We start from the raw sequence: 18,589 nt of genomic DNA, 5'->3' as shown, positions 1-18,589 counted from the left end.
GTTCGTCATGCCGCTCCTTCCAGTTCGTGTGCGGCCCGCAGCAGTCCCTGCGTATAGGGGTGCTCGGGCGCGGTGAACAGCTGCTCGGCCGAGGTGTCCTCGACCAGTACCCCGCGGTGCATCACCGCCACGCGGTCGGCGATCTGCCGCACCACCGCGAGATCGTGCGTGATGAACAGGACCGACAGGTCGTGCTCGTCCCGCAGGTCCACCAGCAGCCGCAGGATCTGCGACTGCACCGACACGTCCAGGGCGGAGACCGCCTCGTCGCACACCAGCAGCCGCGGCCGCAGAGCCAGCGCGCGGGCGATGCTCACCCGCTGCTTCTGCCCACCCGACAACGCCGACGGACGCCGCAGGGCCACACCGGGGTCCAGCCCGACGTCGGACAGCACGCGCGCCAGCGCCTCGCGCTGATCCCCGGGAGGCGCCACCGACGGATGCACCCGCCACGCCTCTCGCACGATCGCGCCCACCGTCATCCGCGGGTTCAGCGACGACCCAGGGTCCTGGAACACCATCTGCACCGCGCGGTGCAGCTCCGGCGACCGCTTCCGGAGCGGCCCCAGCGGCCGCCCCTCGAACGTCACGCTGCCCTCCTGCGGCGTCACCAGCCCCAGCACGCACCGCGCCACCGTCGACTTGCCCGACCCCGACTCGCCCACCAGCGCCACCGTCTCGCGCGCGCCGACGTCGAGGTCGACGCCGTCGACCGCCTGCACCGTGGTGCGGCGCTCGCGGACCGACCGGCGGGGACCGGCGAAGGCGACGCGCAGGCCCCGGATCTCGAGCACGCTCACTCAGGACACCTCCTCGGCGAAGTGGCAGGCGCTGAACCTGCCGGGCCCGGCCCCGGCCTCGGTGATCTCACGCAGCGCCGGGACCTCGGTGACGCAGCGGTCCCGCGCCATCGGGCAGCGGGGATGGAACGGGCACCCGGACGGGCGGTCGAACGGGCTGGCCGGCGCGCCCGGGAGCGGCTCGGCGATCGCCGTCCGGCTCGTGACGGCCGGGACGTTGGCCGCGAGGGCCCGCGTGTAGGGGTGGTAGGGGCGGTCCAGGACGGCGCGCGCCGGGCCCTGCTCCGCCACGCGCCCCGCGTACATCACCACCACCTCGTCGGCGACGTGCGCCATGACCCGCAGGTCGTGGCTGACCAGGATCATCGCCAGGCCCTCGCGTTCGCGCAGGTCCGCGAGCAGCGCGAGGATCCGCGCCTGGGTGGTGACGTCGAGCGCCGTGGTGGGCTCGTCCGCGATGACCAGCTCGGGCTGCCCGGCCAGCGCGATGGCGATCATGACGCGCTGGCGCATCCCGCCGGACATCTCGTGCGGGTAGGAGTCGGCCTGCCGCTCGGGCTCGGGCAGGCCGACGCGCGCCAGCAGCTCCAGGACGCGGGCCCGCACCTGGGTGCGCGGCAGGCCGTCGCGCCGCAGGATCTCGCCCACCTGCCGCCCCACGGTCTGGATGGGATTGAGCGCGGCGGACGGGTCCTGGAACACGACGCCGATCTCACGGCCCCGCACCTGGCGGCGCCGCCGTTCGGGCGCGACCAGGAGGTCCTGGGCCTTCCACCGCACCTCGCCCGAGGCGCTGGCGGTGTCCGGCAGCAGCCCCACGACGGCCATCGCCGTCATGGTCTTGCCGCTGCCGGACTCGCCGATCAGGCCGGTGGTGCGTCCCGCCGGCACGGTGAACGAGACACGGTCGACCACTGCCCCCGCGGGCAGCACGACCTCGAGGTCGGTCACCTCGAGCATCGGGGTGGTCCGCTGGTTCGCGGGTGCCACCGCGACGGAGTGGTCGGCCATGTTCCTCGGTTCCTCTCGTCAGCTCGTCCGGTCAGCCGTCTGAGTTCGTGACGTCGGTGAAGTAGGGGATGCTGTCACCGGCAGGGACGAAGCCCTCGACGCCCTCTCGCCACGCGTACGGCATGCCGACGAACATCGGGTACATGCCCACGGCGTCCTCCCAGATGATCTGCGTGGCCTGGGCGTACAGGTCCTCCCGCTCGGCGGTGTCGCTGGTCGCCTCGGCGTCGGCCAGGAGCGAGTCGAGCTCCTCGTTGCAGTAGCCGGTGCGTCCGGCGGCGCACGGGTACAGGCGCCCGAGGTTCGTGGCGGCGTCGTACCCCTGCGAGCCGATCTGCTGCAGGTTGATGTCCCAGTTCATCGCGAGCAGGTCCTCGAGGAACACCGCCTGCTCCTTCTCCAGCGGCTCCACCTTGACGTCGATCTCGGCGAGGTCGGAGGCCACGGCCTGCGCGAACTGCCGGAACTGCGGCTGCGAGAACTGCAGCTCGAGCGTCGTGTCGAAGTCGAAGCCGGCGTCCTCGAGCGCCGCCTTGGCGGCCTCGGGGTCGTAGGCGACCGGCTCCTGCGGCGCGTAGCCCAGCACCACCGGGCTGATGACGGAGTCCGCGGGCGTGCCCGTCTCCGGGAACAGCGACGTGGTGATCTCCTCGAAGTCGACCGCCTGCCACAGCGCGCGGCGCACCGCGGCCTCCTGCAGCGTCTCCTCGCCGCTGTTCATCCACATGGTGACGACGCCGGGGCCGTCCACGGTCTCGACGGTGAGCGAGGTGTCGCCCTGCAGGGCGGCGATCTGGTCGTCGGGCATGGCCCACGTGACGTCGACCTCGCCGGTCTGCAGCGCCGTCATGCGGGCCGAGACCTCGGGGATCGACTGGAAGGTCAGCTCCTCCAGCGCGGGGGCGCCGTCCCAGTACGTCGGGTTCGGCGTCATCGTCAGCTCCTGGCCGGGCGTGAACGATTCCACGACGAACGGCCCAGAGCCCACAGGATCCTGGAAGGATGCATCGGAGACGTCCGGCGGGGTGACGAAGAACGACGAGATTTTGGCGACGAACGACGCGTCCGGCTTTCCGGCGTCGAACACCACTGTGCTCTCGTCCGGTGCCTCCACCGTGTAGTCGACGAAGTTGCCGGCCAGCGGGCCGTTCAGCTCCAGGACGCGCTCGAAGGAGGCGACGACGGCGTCGGCGTCGACCGGCTCACCGTCGGAGAACTCAACGCCCTCGCGCAGCGTGAAGGTCCACTGGCTGGTGTCCTCGTTCGGCTCCCACTCGGTGGCCAGCTCGCCCGTGAACTCGCCGGGACCGGTGCTGATCACGAGCTGGCTGAACAGGGCGCGGGCCGCGAGCTGCGTGCCCGCGTCCATGCTGGACGGGCCGTGCGGGTCGAGGTTCTCGATCGGGATGGGGCCTGCGGCGGTCAACGTGCCGCCGGCGGCGTCGTCCCCGGGACTGTCGTCCCCGGAGCCGCCGCAGGCCGTGGTCGCCAGGAGGGTCAGGGTGATGGCGAGGGCTGGTACCGCTCGCCGCGTGCTGAGCTTCATCGCTCGTTCCTTTCAGCGTTGGGTTTCAACGTCGTGCGGATCAACCGTGCGGATCAACGTTGTGCGAAGCGCTTGGTGAGGCGGTCGCCGAGCAGGCCGATGCAGACGACCAGGACGGAGAGCGCGATACCTGGGAAGGCCGAGATCCACCACGCGGTGGCGAGGTACTCCTTGCCACTGGCGATGCTCTGGCCCCAGGACACGATGTACGGGGGCAGACCGAGGCCGAGGAAGCTCAGGGCTGCCTCGGACAGGACGACGGAGGCGAGCTCCATGGTGGCCAGCGCGACGACCGGCCCCGCGAGGAACGGCACGACGTGCCGGGTCAGGACGGCGGGCGTGCGCACGCCCATGATCCGGGCGGCGTCGACCCAGTCGCGCTCGCGGATCGACAGGGCGACGCTGCGGGACAGCCGGGCGAACCCGATCCAGCCCGCCACCGACAGGGCGATGATCACGACGTCGACGCCGCGGTCCAGCAGACCGGCGATCACGATGGCCAGCAGGATGCCGGGGAACGCCATCAGGACGTCGATGGTGCGGGCCACCGCGAGGTCGGCGAACCCGCCCGCGTAGCCGGCGATGGCGCCGAGGGCGACCCCCACGAGGCTGCACACCAGCACCACGACCAGGCCGATCGCCAGGGATGTGCGGGCGCCGTGGACCACCTGCGCGAACACGTCCCGGCCGACGCCGTCGGTGCCCAGCCACGCGGTGCCCGACGCCGTCGCCGAGCCGGGCGGCAGGAGCCGTTCGGTGACGATGGTCGCGACCGGGTCGTACGGCACCAGGTACGGGCCCGCGACCGCGGCGAAGACGTAGAGGCCGAGGATCACGTAGATCACGTAGCCGCCCAGGGAACGGAAGCTCGTGCGTCCGCTCGTACGTCCACTCGGGCGCTCAGCCAGGGAACGGAAGCTCATCGGCGGGCCTCCAGCCGGATGCGCGGGTCGAGGCGGGCGTACGCCAGGTCGGCGGCCAGGTTCAGGCCGATGACGCAGACGGCGATCAGCACGGTGGCGGCCTGCACCACCGCGTAGTCGCGGTTGCCCACCGCGCCGACCAGGAGGTTGCCGAGCCCGGGCCAGGCGAACACCGTCTCGATGACGACGGCGCCGCCGAGCAGCGTGCCGACCTGCAGCCCGACCACCGTCACGACGGGAACCAGCGAGTTCTTCAGCACGTGACCGGTCAGCACCTCGCGCTCGGTCAGCCCCTTGGACCGTGCGGTGCGGACGAACGCCTCGGACATCGTCTCGGCGACGCCGCTGCGCGTGATCCGGCCGACCAGGGCGGTGAACGGGATGGACAGCGTGACCGCGGGCAGGATCAGGTGCTCCAGGTCGCCGCCGCCCGCGCTGGGCAGCAGCCGCAGCCACAGCGCGAGCACGAGGATCAGCATGATGCCGACCCAGAACGGCGGGAGCGCCTGCAGCCCCAGCGTCGCCGCGGACGTCGTGCGGTCGACGAGGCTGCCGGGCCGGTGCCCGGCGACCACGCCGAGCACGATCCCCACCACTATCGCGATGACCGTGGCCGCCAGCGTGAGGGTGACGGTGGCGGGGAACCGCTCGAGCACGGCCTCCATGGCGGGCCGGCCGTACCGGTAGGACTGGCCGAAGTCGCCGCGGACGGCGTCACCCAGGAAGTTCAGGTACTGGACGAGGACCGGCTGGTCCAGGCCCAGGGTGTGCCGCAGCTCGGCGATCTGCTCGGGCGTCGCGTCCGGCCCCAGGGCGACCGTGGCCTGGTCACCCGGCGCGATCCGCACGATGAGGAACACGGCCGTGAGCACGCCCCAGATCGTGAACAGCCCGATCGCGAGGCGGCGCAGCAGGAACGTGAGCATCATCGCGGCCTCCCGACGGAGTCGCCGTCGACCGGGGCGCAGGCGACCGAGAGCTGGCGCGGGCCGTCGTCGGAGTCCAGGAGCTCGAGCAGGAGGCCGACCGCGGCGCGGCCCATGTCCTCGCGGGGGAGCGTGAAGCGGGTCCAGTCCCGGACGGGTCCCGGCGCGCTACTGCGCGTGGGGTCGCCGAGCAGCGCCACGGACAGGTCCTCGGGGATGCGGACGCCGGCGTCGGCGGCGACCCGTTCGAGTGCGACGATCGCCTGGTCGTCCTCCTTCGGCTCGACCAGGAGCGCGGTGACGCCGTCGGCCAGCCACTGGGCGAGCAGCGCCGCGAGCTCGGCGTCGGCGCCGGGGGAGTCGTCGGGCAGCTCGTGGACCGGCTGGTCCGGCAGGCCGGCCTCGGCGAGGCCCTGCCGGAACCCGGCCTCGCGGTCGCGGGTCGGCTCCTGGTGGTCGGCGGGCCGCAGGTACGCGAACCGCCGGTGCCCGAGGGCGGTCAGGCGGCGCACCATGTCGCGGGTCGCGCCCACGTAGTCCGGCGCGACGTAGGAGAGCTCTACGCCGGGGACCTCGCGGCGTCCGACGAAGACGAAGGGGAAGTCCTCGTGCACCAGGTCGGCCAGCACCGCGCGGTCGATGTGCCGGCCGAGCAGGACGCAGCCGTCGGCGACCTTGAGCCGGTTGATGCCGTCGGAGTAGATGCGGCGCTCGCCCGAGGTGACCGAGCTGAACAGCAGCAGGTCGTAGCCGAACTCGGCGGTGGCCTCCTCGACGCCCAGCAGGAACGGGAAGTAGAAGTCGCGCTGGTCGACCGGGAAGACCGACTCGAACGTGTAGAGGCCCAGCAGCCGGTTGCGCCCGCCTCGGAGGCTGCGCGCTGCGGCGTTCACGGTGTAGCCGAGCTCCGCGGCGGCGTCGAGCACCGCTTGACGGGTATGCTCGGCGACCTGGCCACTGGCCGCTCCGCCGCTGATCACGAGGGAGACCGTTGCCTGGGAGACGCCCGCGGCACGGGCGATGTCCACCTGGGTGGGACGCCGTCGTTGGCTCATCTCGGACTCCCTCGGGGCGGCCGGCTTCGTTACCGGTTCTTAATACGTATTAACACCGTGCGACGATCAGGTTATGCATCCGGGTGAGACGCGTCAAGAGGCTGCCCGCCGCAGGCAGCGGGATTCACCCGCCAGGGACGCTGGGACACGAGGGGACGAAGCCGACATGCGCGAGATCCAGGCGGACGACGACGTCCTGGCGTGGGAGGGCGCCCTCTCCGTCGAGCACATGCCCGGCTGGTCGAGGCCGTGGCGGCTGCCGCACGACCGCATCACGCTCTTCCCGGGCGGAGATCTGCGCGGCCGCGCCGCGATGCCCGCCGGCGTGCGGCTGGTGCTCGGCACCGACACCCGGGTTCTCGCCGGGCAGGCCGCGGTCCAGGGTGTGGAGGTGCCGCTCGACGCCGTGGTGGACGACGCGATCGTCGCCTCCGCGCCCGTCGGCCCGGACGGGCGCTTCGTGCTGGACCTACCGACGGGCGACAAGCGGCTCGAGCTCTGGCTGCCGCAGTTCGGGACGTTCCGGCTGGTCAGTGTCGCGGTCGAGGACGGGGCGCGGGTCTGGGCGGCGTCGCCGGGCGGGTCGGACGGTGGGCGAGGGTCGGACGGTGCGGGCCGGCCGGCCGGTGCGCGCGGCCCGGCCCGCCCCCGCCTCGTGACGTACGGCAGCTCGCTCACGCAGTGCCGGCAGGCGGCGTCTCCGGCGCGGACCTGGCCCGCGCTCGTGGCGCGCGAGGTCGGACTGGACCTGACCTGCCTGGGCTTCGCGGGCGAGGCGCACCTGGACCCGATGGTCGCGCGGGTGGTCCGGGACCGGCCCGCCGACGTCGTCGTGGCCTGCCTTGGCATCAACGTGTACGGAGCCGGCTCGTTCAGCGAGCGCTCGCTGCTCCCTGCGCTGCTCGGGTTCCTGAGCACCGTCCGGGACGGCCACCCGGGCGTGCCCGTGCTGGTGATCTCGCCCCTGGCGTCGCCGAGGCGTGAGGACCGGCTGGGCCGGGCGGGCCTGACCCTGGCGCAGGTGCGCGAGCAGGTCGCGGACGCCGTCGCCCTGCTCGCGGCGGACGGCGACCCGGACCTGCACCTGCTCGACGGGCGGACCGTGCTCGGGCCGGAGCACGCGCACCTGCTGGGCGATGGCCTGCACCCCGGCCCCGACGGCTACGCGCACATGGCGTCGGTCATCGGCCAGGCGGTGCGGGAGCTGCTGGGTCCTGACGGCGGTGCGCGACCCGGCCCTGCGTGACGCGACCCGCCGGCCGAGCCCCGGCCGGGATCACAGGAGGTCGAGCGGCGTGCCGTACTCCGGGAGCACGACGCGGGTACCAGGCGAGATGCGGCCGATCTGCTCGGTCAGGGCGGCCATCCGGACCCTGGTGGTCTCGCCGGCGCGCGGCGGGTTGGCCAGCGGCGACTCGAAGTCGTCCCAGTGCACGAGGACCACCTGGCCGGGGTTGCCCAGCGCGCCGAGGAGGCGGCCCGCGTAGTCCGCGGTGACGTCGGTGCTCGGCACGGGCAGCGCGACCGTGTCCACCCGCAGCCCCTGCAGAGCACGGTCGTCGTAGTCGCTACCGCCCAGCAGGAGGACTGACCGGCCCCCCGGCGAGCGGAGCAGGTAGGACAGGGTGTCGCCTTCCGGCAGGTCGGCGATGGTGCGTGGCCGGGCGGGCACCTGGGTGCGCACGCCGGGAAACAGGAGGGCGCCCGTAGCTGTGCGGCTGTGCAGGGACGGTACGACGCGCAGGACGAGGTCGCCGAGGTGCATCTCCTCGCCGCCGCTCACCACAGCCAGCTGCTTCTGCGCGACTCCCAGGGCCAGCGCCAGGTGGTACCCGGTCAGGGTGGTGAACACGGTGGCTCCGCGCGTGCGGGCCAGGTGCGGGACGTCGGCGAAGTGGTCCCAGTGGGTGTGGGTCACCAGGATCGAGTCGACGGCGCCCTCGGGGGTGCCCGGCGCACCGAGGGCGGCGTCGAGCGCCGCGGCGTCGACCCGCAGCCGGGTGGTGGCGGCGAACTTTCCCGCGGCCAGGCCGGTGTCGAAGCGGGTCACGTAGGGGTCGAGCAGGACCGTCGTGGTGGGCGTCCGGATCTTCCAGCCGGAGGTCCCGAGCCAGGCGAAGGTCGCGAACCCCGTGGGAGCGGGCGTGGGCGAGGTGGCGGTGGGTGCGGCGAGGCCGGCGGGGTCCGCGCCGAACGCCCGGGCGCCGGTCACGCCGCCGAGCACGCCCAGGGCCGCCGTCCCGGCGCCGGTCATCAGAGTGCGGCGGCTGAGCACGGGCTTCGAGGTGCGGGGTGTCGTCATGCGGCACACCCTCCGCGAGGCCGAGTGCGAGAGTCAAAGAGTCTTCCCGTCACGGTCCAAGACATTCTTGATATGGCATGCCGTTAGGCTCCGGGCGTGGACCTCCTGAAGCATTTGGGCTTCTTCCGCGCCGTGGCCGAGTCCCGGCATTTCGGCAACGCCGCCGCTGACCTCGGCATGACACAGCCCCCGCTGTCGCAGGGCATCCGCCGCCTGGAGCGGCGCCTCGGCACGCGGCTGTTCGACCGTGACGCCCGTGGCGTACGGATCACTGCCGCGGGACGGCGGCTCCTGCCCGCCGCGCGCGATCTGCTCGATGCCGCGGACGACCTCGTGGCGACGGCCCGCGACCTGGCCCTGCCCGAGCACGTCCGGCTCGGGGTCGCCGCCGACCTCGAGGACGGCGTGCCCGGCCTGCTGCGCGCGCTCTCCGCCGACGGGACGTCGGTGGTGCCCACGGTCGCGGGCAGCGTCGAGGTGGTCGACCTGCTGCGGGACGGTCTGCTCGACGTCGGCCTCGTGCGGCACCCGGGCGTGCTCGACGGGCTGATCGCCGGACCTGTCCTGCTGGTGCCGACCCGGCTCGCCGGGGGCCCAGTCGCGCGTGTGCCCGCGGGGCTGCCGGATGTCGGGCTCCCCGTCGCGGTCCCGCCCCGGCACCACCAGCCGCCCGCGCACGACCAGCTCGTCGACGCGCTGCGCCGCGCCGGGCACAGCGGCGAGGTGGTCGAGGCACGCGACGTCATGCAGCGCCGGGCGCTTGTCGCGGCGGGCGCGGCGGTCGGCATCGTGCCGGTGGTCGCGGACGAGGCTGATGCCGAGGAACGCCCGGCCGGGCCAGGGGCCGGGTCCGGGCCAGGGGCCGCCGCCGTGTCGTGTCCGCCGCTGCGCCTACGGGTCGCCCTGCCGCACGCCGCCCAGCGCAGGCCCGAGGTGGATCACGACGCAGTGGCGGCGGCGATCGGCGCCGCACTGGGCACGGTGCCGGGTGGCGGGACAGGACCGGTCGGATGACCCGCGACGGCTGGTCCACCGATGGCCGGCCCGTGGAGGTTGGGGCCACCGGTCCCGCCGCGGGTACGCCTGCCGCTCCCGTCCCGGGCGCCGCCCTCCGAGCGGTCGCCCGCGACGCAGGCGTCACTGTCCAGGTGCACGCGACGCGCCTGACGGGTCCGCCCGGGACAGTGTCCCTGGACGACACCGAGCCGGTGGCGATCGCCTCGCTCTACAAGCTGCCGCTCGCGCTGGTCTGGGCCGATCTCGTGATGGCGGGTCACCTCGCCGCGGATCAGCCGCTCCGGCTTGACGCAACCACCCGCATGCCGGGACCGACGGGGGTGGCGATGCTGCTCGACGACGTCGTCCTCACCGCCCGCGACGTCGTGCGCCTCATGCTCGCCGTGTCGGACAACGCCTGCGGCGACGCGCTGCTGGCGTTCGTCGGGCGGGCCCGCGCGCACGACCGGCTGGCCGCGCTCGGTCTCCCGGAGACGCTGGTGCGGCAGGGCTCGGCGGAGGAGACGCGCGCCGTCCTGCAGGAGACCGGCGCTGACACCTGGGCCGCCGCGCAGCGCACCCTCGCCGACCCGGACCTCGCCGTCGAGACGTCGCAGTACGACCCGGCGTACGCGAGCGCCGCCACCGCCGCGCAGCTCGCGCAGGTGCTGCGCGTCCTGTGGTCGCGCGAGGGCACGGCGTACGACCTGGTCCGGAACGCGCTGGCCCATCAGGCGTGGCGGCACCGGGTGGGCAGCGGGTTCCCGCACGACGACGTGGTGCTGCTCGGAAAGACCGGGACGCTGGGCAGGCTGCGGCACGAGGCCGCGGTGGTGGGGTTCCCGCACGAGCACCCGGTGGGTGTGGTGGTGCTGACCCGCTCGGCACGCCCCGAGCGGCACCTGCCTGCGGTGGATGCGGCGATCGGCGAGCTCGCGCGGCTCGCCGTCGGGCCGCTGCGCCTGCCGGACGACGTGTGAGCAGACAGCCCGGGGTCGGGTAGACCCACCGGCCGGACGGAGGACAGCCGGGTATCTGCCCGACCGCCGTCCGACCAGCATGGACGTATGACCGACACTGCTACGTACGGCCCGCCCACGGCCCAACCGCCCACGGCCCCGCCGCTTCGGATGATCGCGGCCGGCGCCTTCGCCCTCGCCGTGCTCGCCGGCATCGCCGAGACGGTCGTCGCGGTCACCTCGAGAGTCGCCCAGCAGGGGTTCGACGACGCCGTCCTGACCCAGGTCATGGTCCGCGGGCTGATCTTCGCCGTGGCCCTCGTCTGCGCCTGGCACCTCGCCCGGGGCCGGCGCTGGGCCTGGTGGGCGCTCCTGCTCGGGCTCGGCGTCGTGGGCCTGGCCTCCATGGTCGTGCCGATGGCCGCCGCCCTGGCCGACGGCGCCTCCTGGTCGACCGCCTTCGAGGGCGACGTCTCGCCGGCCTTCCCGGTGATCCGCGCGCTGCACATCCTGTTCGTCCTGGCGGGCGTCGCGGTGATGCTGCGCCCGCAGGTCCGTGCGAGCCTGGGCGGCCAGAAGCGCTAGTTGCGGAGGAACTCGGCCACCGCGGCGAGGAACTCGGCCGGGGCCTCGTCGTGCACCATGTGGCCCACGGGGATCTCGACGAGCCGGCCGTCGGCCACCCCGGCGGCGAAGTCCTTGAGGTCAGCCTGGTCGACGTTGCTCGCCGGGCCGCCCGCCACGACCAGCACCGGCACGTCGATGCGCAGGGCGTCGTCCCACCAGGCGGGGTCCGGGTCGCTGCGCTGGGCGCGCAGCGCGTTCACGAGCGGCCAGTCGAACGGGACGGCGTGGTCCGGCTCGTCGAACGGCTCGAACCGCGGCCCGCCCGGTCGGCTGGGCGTGGCGTCCTCGAGCACGAGCCGCGTCACGCGCCCGGGCGAGGCGGCGGTCAGGGCCCTGGTCGCCAGCGCCGCCGTGACCGCCCCCATCGAGTGCCCGACGACGGTCACCGCGCCCGGCGCCATCGTGTCGCAGAAGGCGAGCGTGTCGGCGACCATCAGCTCGTAGCTGTACTCGCCGGGCCGGTCACTGTCGCCGTGGCCCCGCGCGTCGGGCGCGAGGACGCGGTAGCCGAGCCCGGCCAGGTCGTCCAGCAGGGGATCCCAGGAGAGCGAGCTCTCGCCGAGGGCGTGCAGCAGGAGCAGCGTGGGCGCGTCGGGGTCGCCCGCCGCGCGGTAGGCCAGGCTCAGCTGCCCGATGCCGACGTGGTGGACCGAGTGCCTCGGTGTGGTGTTCACCCGCGCAAGTATGCCGAGTGCGCGGGTGAGATCGGTCCCTTGCTATGAGATCGGTCATTCAACCGACCGATCTCATCGCAAGGGACCGAAGTCGCCAGTTCGGTCGGTTGCCCGACCCGTGCTCCGCACCAGCGCTCTGGACCAGCACTCCGGACCAGCACTCCGGACCAGCACTCCGGACCAGCACTCCGGACCAGCACTCCGGACCAGCACTCCCGGGCAACGTCAGCCGTCGCTCAGTGGTGGTGCTCGCCCGGGGCCACCGGCGTCGCGCCCGGGAGGGTCCACTGGATCGCCGGACGCCCGCCGTTCCAGCCGTTCCCGACGCCGTCCTCGTCGGCGCGCCAGAACCAGCCCGGCACGTCGCCCTCCGGCCAGCCCTCGGGGTAGTCCTGCCACGCCTCCTTGCGGCCGCGCACCGTCATGTCGAGCAGAGCCAGCGCCGGCATCGTGGCCTCGGCCCCGCGCCCGGTCACGCTGTTGGTGAGGAACACCCGGTCGCCCTGGCGCAGGAAGCACACCCAGGTGCCGAACTCGCCGCCGCCCACGACGTCGTCGTCCGCGGCGAGCACCGAGTACCAGTGCTGGGGGTAGCCCATGAACTCGACGAACGGCGCGAGCTCGGCGTAGGGCGCCTTCGCGAACACCGCGAACGACACGCCGCGCGCCGTCAGGTACGCCGGGTTCTGCACCGCCCAGTACGTCAGCGTGCATCCCGGGCACTGGTTCTCGAACGGCTCGCCCAGGTGCCACATGTGCTTGTAGACGACCAGCTCCTCGCGCCCGTCGAACAGGTCCAGCAGCGTGGTCGGCCCGTCCGGCCCGACGACGGTGGCGCTCGCGTCGACCTCGGTCATCGGCAGCCGGCGTCGCGCCGCCGCTATCGCGTCGCCCTCGTGGGTGTGCGCCTTCTCCCGGACCAGCAGCTCGTCGCGGGCGGCCTGCCAGGCCTCCCGGTCGACGACGGGCGGGACGGCGGCCGTGCCCTGCTGCTCGGTGGCGCTCTCGTGCGTTGCGGTCATGATGCTCTCCTTGTCGGATCGGCTTCGTCGGATCGGTCTCGGGTGCTGACGTCCGGCCGTGCCCGTGGGTCACGGGCCGGGCGCCTGTCACGACGACGAACGGGCGGCGCCCGAAACGACACCCCGCCCCGCTGCCGGCTCTCGGCTGCCTGCTCCCCGCTGCCTGCCGGAGACCGGCTCAGTGGTGGTGCTCGGCGTGCGCGACCACCGGCGTCGCGCCGGGGCGGGACCACTGAGCGGTGGGCCGGCCGCCGGACCAGCTGTTGCCGGCGCCGTCCTCGTCCGCCTTCCAGAACCAGCCCGGCACCTTGCCCTCCGGCCAGCCCTCGGGGGTGTCCTGCCAGGCCTCCAGTCGCCCGCGCGTCGTCATGTCGAGCAGGGCGAGCGAGGGAGTCGCGACCTCGCTCCCGCGCCCCGCCGTCTCGTACGTGAGGTAGACGCGGTCGCCCTGGCGCAGAAAGGACACCCAGCCGAACTCGCCGCCGCCCACGGCGGGGTCCTCGATGCCGTCTGCGGCGTACCAGTGCGGCGGGTAGCCCATGAACTCCACGAACGGCGCCACCTCGTCCCACGGCCCCTGCGCGAGCACCGCGAACGAGACCCCGCGTGCCGTCAGGTACGCCGGGTCGCGCACCGCGAAGTACGCAAAGGTGCAGCCGGGGCACTGGTTCTCGAACGGTTCCCCGCGGTGCCACATGTGCTTGTAGGCCACCAGCTCCTCACGGCCCTCGAACAGGTCCAGCAGGGACCGGGGCCCGTCCGGCCCGGTCACCGAGAGGCTCGCGTCGACCTCGGTCATCGACATCCGGCGCCGGGCCGCGGCGAGCGCGTCACCCGCGCGCGTGTGCGCCTTCTCCTGGGACAGAAGCTCGCGGCGTTCGCGCAGCCAGGCCTCCCGGTCGACGACGGGCGGGACGGCTGCCGCACGGGTCCGGTCGGTGTGGTCCTCGTGTACTGCGGACATGGTGCTCTCCTCGCTGGGTCCTGGGTGTTCCCGAGTACTGACGACGGGCCGGGCCCAATGTCATCGGGCCCGACTACTACGACGGGCGAACCGCGCCGGAATCGACAGACGCCCTCGACAGGCGGATGCGTAAGTAGTAACTTACGCGTTATGGAGACGTCGACCGTTGACCCGTGGCACGCGCTGGCCGATCCGACGCGTCGCAAGGTCTTCGCGCGCGTAGCGCACGGTCAGTGCTCGGTGACTGAGATCGCGCGGGATCTGCCGGTCAGCCGGCCGGCGGTGTCTCAGCACCTGCGCGTCCTGCTCGACGCGCAGCTGGTCGACGTTCATCAGCAGGGCCGTGAACGGCTCTATCGCCCCCGGCTCAGTGGCCTGGAAGGTCTCCGGCGCGAGCTGGAGTCCTACTGGAGCCAGACGCTGACCAGGTTCAAGGACGTGGCCGAGCAGACCTACGAGCCGACCACCCCGGCACCGGAAGGAAAGACTCGATGAGCACCACAGCGCAGGACCGGACGCGACTGGAGGTCGACATCACCGTCGACGTCCCCGTGGAACACGCCTTTCGCGTGTTCACCGAACGCTTCGACGAGATCAAGCCCCGCGAGCACAACCTGCTGACGGTGCCGATCGAACGCACCGTCCTGGAGCCCTACGCGGGCGGAACCATCTACGACGTCGGCGTCGACGGCAGCCGATGCGCCTGGGCGCGCGTCCTCGTGCACGAGCCGCCCCACCGGCTCGTGATCAGCTGGGACATCAGCCCACGCTGGCAGGTCGAACCGGACCCCGACCGCACCAGCGAGGTGGAGATCCGGTTCGTCGCCGAGACCCCGGAGCGCACCCGGGTCGCGCTGGAGCACCGGCATCTGGACCGGCACGGGGACGGCTGGGAGGGCTTCACCAGCCTCGACAGCGGCGACGGCTGGCCGCTGTACCTCGAGCGCTACCGCGCGATCGCCGAGCGTGAGGCCACGGACGCTTGACGCGCTCGGCTCCGGTCCGCGCCCCTCGGCGTCAGTGCTCGCGCCGCGCCAGGACCAGGGGCAACAGGCACAGCGCCAGGGCTCCTCCGCCGAGCGCGAGCGCAGCATAGGAGGCGCCAGCGACGACCACGCCGGACAGTGCTCCGCCGCCCGCTCCCGCGATCGCGACCAGGACGTCGACGTTGCCCTGCACGCGGGCACGGCCGTCCGGGGGCAGGTCGCGGCTCAGCAGGGTGGTGCCGGCGACAAGCCCGAGGCTCCAGCCGAGCCCGAGCAGGGCCAGCCCCAGGGTCAGCGCCCAGACCGCCCCGGCCGGTGCGAGCCCGGCGACGAGACCGGCACCGAGCAGGGTGAGTGCGGCGAGCGCGCTCACGGCGCGCGGCCCGTACTTGTCCACGAGCCACCCGGACAGGGGTGAGGGCAGGTACATCGCGGCGACGTGCACGGCGATGACGACGCCGATCGCGGCGGTCTCGTGGCCGTGATGCTGCAGGTGCACGGGCGTCATCGTCATGACGGCGACCATGACCGCCTGGGTGACGACCATGACCGCGGCGCCGAGGCGGACCCCGGCGGGCAGGCCGACGGCAGCAAGGGGCGGACGGTCCGCTTGGCCGCCTGTCTGCTCGGCGGTGAGCTTGTTCTGTTCGGCCGCGCCGAGCCGACGAGCGAGCAGGAGCGGGTCGGGCCGCAACAGCAGGACCAGTACGAGCGCGGCCGTGCCGTAGGCGACCGCGGCCAGGCCGAAGGGACCGGCCAGGCGCGGGATTCCCCAGGCCGCGGCGAGGGACCCGGTCACCGTGACCAGGTTGGGCCCGGCGACCGCACCCAGCGTGGTCGCGACCAGGACCGTGGACACCGCGCGGGCCTTGCGGTGCGGAAGGGCAAGGTCCGCACCCGCGTAGCGGGCCTGGAGGTTGGTCGCCGTGCCCGCCCCGTAGACGAACAGCGCGACGAACAGCAGGGGGACCGAGTCGGCGACCGCGGCCAGGAGTACTCCGAGCGCGCCGGCGGCACCGACCGCGTAGCCCAGGGCAAGGCCGGCGCGTCGCCCGGACCGCTGCGACAGCCGTCCCACGACGACGGCCGCCGCGGCCGAGCCGATGGTGAACAGCGCGCTGGGCAGACCCGCGAGACTTGCCGTGCCGAGCATGTCCTGGGCGAGGAGCGCCCCGACCGTGATTCCGGCCGCGAGCCCGGCACCGCTGAAGACCTGGGCCAGGACGAGCGCGGAGAGAACCTTGCGCTGCTCGGGCGGCGTCCTGTCCGTCCCCGGCGTTGCGGCGAGCGGAGCGGCGGACGGCGAGGCGTCGGTCATGACGTGCTCCCGGTCCTGGCGCGATCGGTGGTCAGGGCGACGTCGTCGGCGAGGAACTCGGTCACGCCGTCCGCGACAAGGTGGGCGGTGTAGCCCTGGTCGGTCAGGAGGTGCACGGCGTCGTACGACAGTACGCAGTACCGCCCGCGGCAGTAGGCGGCGACCTCGGCGTCGGCGGGGATCTCGGCGAGGCGCCCGGCGAGCTCGTCGGACGGGATGGAGACGGCACCGGGCAGGTGCCCGGCCGCGTACTCGACGCTCGGGCGCACGTCGAGCACGAGCACCTCACCCCGGCGGGACCGCTCGAAGAGCTCGGCGCGGTCGATGACGCGGACGCCGTCGGGCAGCAGCTGTGACGCCAGCCCCGCCGCGGCCGCGGAGACCTCGGGGCGGTGTCGTTCGGCCACCCGGAACATGACCGTCATCAGCTCGGCCACATCCGGGCCGGCCAAGCGGTACAGCACCCGGGTGCCGTCGCGCCGGGAGACGACCAGGCCGGCGTCACGCAGCAGCTGCAGGTGCGCCGAGGCGGTAGTGAGGTTCAGGCCGGCCACCGCCGCGAGCTGCTGCACGGGGCGCTCGCCCTGGGCCAGCAGCTCCAGCAGCTCGAGCCGCTTGCCGCTCGCCAGCGCCTTGCCGGTCCGGGCGAAGGACTCGAAGAGCTCAGCCTTGGACATGTCGCTTCTCGTTCCTGGCGCTATTCCATAGTTCCATGGAATAGCGTAGCAGCCTTGCCTGTCCTGGTTCGGTCAGCAGTGATCCTTGCGGACCGTCCGACCGAGGCCCAGATCGACCCGCGGCTCGAGCCCTTGCGGAGGCCACCGTCGGCGCGTTCGGAATGGACGAGTCGCGGGCGCTGCTGGCCACGCTCGGCCCGGTGCAGCAGGGCCAGGCCGCCGAGTGCGACTGCAACATCTTTGGCCAGGTGCAACGGCGTCTGCCGGTAGTGCCCTACCGCAGCGCCGCCGAGACGATCTCCAGTGCCTCCGCCCGGCCGATGCCGAGCGCGCGGACCGTCTCCGCGTACTGCGACGCCGCGCGCTGAGCGAGGGAGAGCCGCTGGTCGCCGGCCGCGCTGACGAAGGTGCCGGCCCGGCCGCGGGTCTCGACCAGCCCCGCTGCCTCCAGCTCGCGGTACGCGCGTGCCACGGTGTTGACGGCGATGCCGAGCTCCGCGGCCAGGGCCCGCACCGTCGGCAGGCGGGTGCCGACGGGCAGCGTCCGGTCCGCCATCTGCTGGGCGAGCGTGGTGCGCACCTGCTCGAACGGCGGGACGGGGGAGTCGGCGTCGATGCTGATCACGCCCGCAACACTACAAGCGCGACGGCCTTGAGGGGTCGCCTGATTCACCCGCGCGATGGTAGACATGTGGGACAAATCTACGAACCGGGGGGCATCGTGGCTGAGGTATACGAGATCAAGGACGACGCGGGGATCGTGCTGGAGGTGCTCGGGGCGGACGTCGAGCTCGCGGGCGAGCCGCAGGCCGTGCCCGAGCCGACGGCGGGCGGTCCGGAGCCGGTCGTGACGCCCCAGGCCGCGCTGAGCATCGCCTCGCGCGCCTCGTGGGGCGCCCGCTACCCGGACGGCGACCTGACCCTGACCGGCCTCGCGGTCGAAGTGTTCGTGCACCACAGCGTCACGGCCCAGCTCTCCGCGGACGCGAGCATCGCCGCCGAGGCCGAGCAGATGCGAGCACTGGAGAGCGTCGGCCAGTCCCGGTTCGGCACCGGCATCTCCTACAACGTGGTCATCTTCCCGTCCGGGCGGGCCTACCAGGGCGTGAGCTGGAACCGCCGCGGCACGCACACCGGCGGGCGCAACAGCACGTCCCGCTCGATCTGCTTCGCCGGCAACTACGAGACGAACCAGCCCACCGCCGCGCAGATCTCGACAGCCGCCGCGATCTACCGCGAGGGCAAGCAGCGCTGGTGGACCCAGGCCGCACCGCTGTACGGGCACCGCGACGTCTCCCAGACCGCGTGCCCCGGCCGGAACCTGTACGCCCGCATCGACGACATCCGCGCCGGCTCGGGGTCGACCCCGCCCAGCCCGGGGGAGCCCGGCGGTCTCGTCGTGGACGGGTTCTGGGGCTCGTCCACGACCCGCCGCGTCCAGCAGGAGCTCGGCACCCCGGTCGACGGCGTCGTCTCGTCGCAGAGCGTGGCCTGGCGAAACAGCAACCCGGGCCTGACGACGGGCTGGGAGTGGGTCACCAACGCGCAGGGCTCCCGGATGATCGCCGCCCTGCAGCGCAAGATCGGGATGGACTCGGGGGACCGGGACGGCAAGATCGGCCCGCAGACCATCCGCGCCCTCCAGCGCTACCTCGGCACGCCGGTCGACGGCGTCATCTCCCGGGAGTCCCGGGCGGTCATGGCCCTCCAGCGCCGCCTGAACGACGGCCGGATCTAGGGCCCGGACCTGACGCCCGGACGGACCGCCCGGATGGTCTGCCCGGATGGTCTGCCCGGATGGTC

20 protein-coding genes are annotated in these 18,589 nt (G+C 73.3%); 7 read left to right on the top strand and 13 right to left on the bottom strand.

Translation table 11 applies throughout. The features are described 5' to 3' along the window. Positions 1-5: 5 nt before the first annotated feature. Genes EW117_RS27095 through EW117_RS27070 form a run of 6 tightly spaced genes read right to left on the bottom strand, consistent with a single transcriptional unit; the run spans position 6 to position 6,261 of the window. On the bottom strand, positions 6-800 hold the full coding sequence (locus EW117_RS27095; protein WP_129789836.1) for an ATP-binding cassette domain-containing protein: 795 nt from the start codon (positions 798-800) through the stop codon (positions 6-8). Further along, positions 801-1,811: an ABC transporter ATP-binding protein gene (locus EW117_RS27090; protein ID WP_207212089.1), complete on the bottom strand. Its 1,011-nt coding sequence runs from the start codon at positions 1,809-1,811 to the stop codon at positions 801-803. 31 nt (positions 1,812-1,842) lie between these two features. Beyond that, the gene (locus EW117_RS27085) at positions 1,843-3,357 is read right to left on the bottom strand and encodes an ABC transporter substrate-binding protein (protein WP_129789835.1); all 1,515 of its coding nucleotides are present in this window, start codon (positions 3,355-3,357) and stop codon (positions 1,843-1,845) included. A gap of 53 nt (positions 3,358-3,410) precedes the next feature. Next, positions 3,411-4,280 (bottom strand): ABC transporter permease, encoded by an 870-nt coding sequence (locus EW117_RS27080; RefSeq protein WP_129789834.1) that lies wholly within the window; start codon positions 4,278-4,280, stop codon positions 3,411-3,413. Beyond that, entirely contained in the window at positions 4,277-5,209 is a 933-nt protein-coding gene (locus EW117_RS27075; protein WP_207212088.1) for an ABC transporter permease, read from the bottom strand. Before EW117_RS27075 ends, EW117_RS27080 begins: the two co-directional genes overlap by 4 nt. After that, entirely contained in the window at positions 5,206-6,261 is a 1,056-nt protein-coding gene (locus EW117_RS27070; RefSeq protein WP_129789833.1) for a LacI family DNA-binding transcriptional regulator, read from the bottom strand. Before EW117_RS27070 ends, EW117_RS27075 begins: the two co-directional genes overlap by 4 nt. A 166-nt stretch (positions 6,262-6,427) precedes the next feature. On the opposite strand from EW117_RS27070, the gene EW117_RS27065 reads away from it, so the two are divergent. Then, positions 6,428-7,507, top strand: a complete 1,080-nt coding sequence (locus EW117_RS27065; RefSeq protein WP_129789832.1) for a GDSL-type esterase/lipase family protein — start codon at positions 6,428-6,430, stop codon at positions 7,505-7,507. 30 nt (positions 7,508-7,537) lie between these two features. Here EW117_RS27065 and EW117_RS27060 read toward each other — a convergent pair whose 3' ends face one another. Further along, the gene (locus EW117_RS27060; protein ID WP_242504598.1) at positions 7,538-8,563 is read right to left on the bottom strand and encodes an MBL fold metallo-hydrolase; all 1,026 of its coding nucleotides are present in this window, start codon (positions 8,561-8,563) and stop codon (positions 7,538-7,540) included. A 96-nt stretch (positions 8,564-8,659) separates the two neighbouring features. Between EW117_RS27060 and EW117_RS27055 the strand changes: the two genes are divergently transcribed. The 3 genes from EW117_RS27055 (at position 8,660) to EW117_RS27045 (ending at position 11,103) form a co-directional block, all read left to right on the top strand. After that, on the top strand, positions 8,660-9,577 hold the full coding sequence (locus EW117_RS27055; RefSeq protein ID WP_129789831.1) for a LysR family transcriptional regulator: 918 nt from the start codon (positions 8,660-8,662) through the stop codon (positions 9,575-9,577). Further along, positions 9,574-10,539 (top strand): serine hydrolase, encoded by a 966-nt coding sequence (locus EW117_RS27050; protein WP_129789830.1) that lies wholly within the window; start codon positions 9,574-9,576, stop codon positions 10,537-10,539. Before EW117_RS27055 ends, EW117_RS27050 begins: the two co-directional genes overlap by 4 nt. An 87-nt stretch (positions 10,540-10,626) precedes the next feature. Next, positions 10,627-11,103, top strand: a complete 477-nt coding sequence (locus tag EW117_RS27045; RefSeq protein WP_129789829.1) for a hypothetical protein — start codon at positions 10,627-10,629, stop codon at positions 11,101-11,103. On the opposite strand, the gene EW117_RS27040 is transcribed toward EW117_RS27045, so the two are convergent. From EW117_RS27040 to EW117_RS27030, 3 genes are all read right to left on the bottom strand, one after another. After that, positions 11,100-11,819 carry an alpha/beta fold hydrolase gene (locus EW117_RS27040; RefSeq protein ID WP_207212087.1) on the bottom strand — a complete coding sequence of 240 codons (720 nt, stop codon included), beginning with the start codon at positions 11,817-11,819 and terminating at the stop codon, positions 11,100-11,102. The two genes, EW117_RS27045 and EW117_RS27040, sit on opposite strands and share 4 nt — an antisense overlap. Before the next feature lie 236 nt (positions 11,820-12,055). Beyond that, positions 12,056-12,841: a DUF899 family protein gene (locus tag EW117_RS27035; RefSeq protein WP_129789828.1), complete on the bottom strand. Its 786-nt coding sequence runs from the start codon at positions 12,839-12,841 to the stop codon at positions 12,056-12,058. Positions 12,842-13,019: 178 nt separating this feature from the next. Then, on the bottom strand, positions 13,020-13,805 hold the full coding sequence (locus tag EW117_RS27030) for a DUF899 family protein (protein WP_129789827.1): 786 nt from the start codon (positions 13,803-13,805) through the stop codon (positions 13,020-13,022). Positions 13,806-13,955: 150 nt separating this feature from the next. Here EW117_RS27030 and EW117_RS27025 point away from each other — a divergent pair, with 150 nt between their 5' ends. Together EW117_RS27025 and EW117_RS27020 are read left to right on the top strand one after the other, a co-directional pair. Next, positions 13,956-14,300, top strand: a complete 345-nt coding sequence (locus tag EW117_RS27025) for an ArsR/SmtB family transcription factor (RefSeq protein ID WP_129789826.1) — start codon at positions 13,956-13,958, stop codon at positions 14,298-14,300. Then, entirely contained in the window at positions 14,297-14,791 is a 495-nt protein-coding gene (locus EW117_RS27020) for an SRPBCC family protein (protein ID WP_129789825.1), read from the top strand. Before EW117_RS27025 ends, EW117_RS27020 begins: the two co-directional genes overlap by 4 nt. Positions 14,792-14,822: 31 nt before the next feature. Here EW117_RS27020 and EW117_RS27015 read toward each other — a convergent pair whose 3' ends face one another. The 3 genes from EW117_RS27015 to EW117_RS27005 all read right to left on the bottom strand — a co-directional run bounded on the left by EW117_RS27015 (position 14,823) and on the right by EW117_RS27005 (position 17,411). Then, positions 14,823-16,109, bottom strand: coding sequence for an MFS transporter (locus EW117_RS27015; RefSeq protein ID WP_129789824.1), 1,287 nt, complete (start codon positions 16,107-16,109; stop codon positions 14,823-14,825). After that, positions 16,106-16,786 (bottom strand): ArsR/SmtB family transcription factor, encoded by a 681-nt coding sequence (locus EW117_RS27010; protein ID WP_129789823.1) that lies wholly within the window; start codon positions 16,784-16,786, stop codon positions 16,106-16,108. Before EW117_RS27010 ends, EW117_RS27015 begins: the two co-directional genes overlap by 4 nt. Positions 16,787-17,060: 274 nt before the next feature. Then, a complete protein-coding gene (locus tag EW117_RS27005) occupies positions 17,061-17,411 on the bottom strand; it encodes a GntR family transcriptional regulator (protein ID WP_129789822.1) in 351 nt (116 codons plus the stop codon). A gap of 96 nt (positions 17,412-17,507) precedes the next feature. On the opposite strand from EW117_RS27005, the gene EW117_RS27000 reads away from it, so the two are divergent. Next, positions 17,508-18,524, top strand: coding sequence for a peptidoglycan recognition protein family protein (locus tag EW117_RS27000; RefSeq protein WP_129789821.1), 1,017 nt, complete (start codon positions 17,508-17,510; stop codon positions 18,522-18,524). Positions 18,525-18,589: the final 65 nt, after the last annotated feature.

Source organism: Promicromonospora panici (genome assembly GCF_900608595.1).
Classification (GTDB): Bacteria; Actinomycetota; Actinomycetes; order Actinomycetales; family Cellulomonadaceae; genus Promicromonospora; species Promicromonospora panici.
The sequence above is the reverse complement of the archived record's forward strand: the minus strand, read 5'-3'. Positions and strand labels throughout refer to the sequence as shown.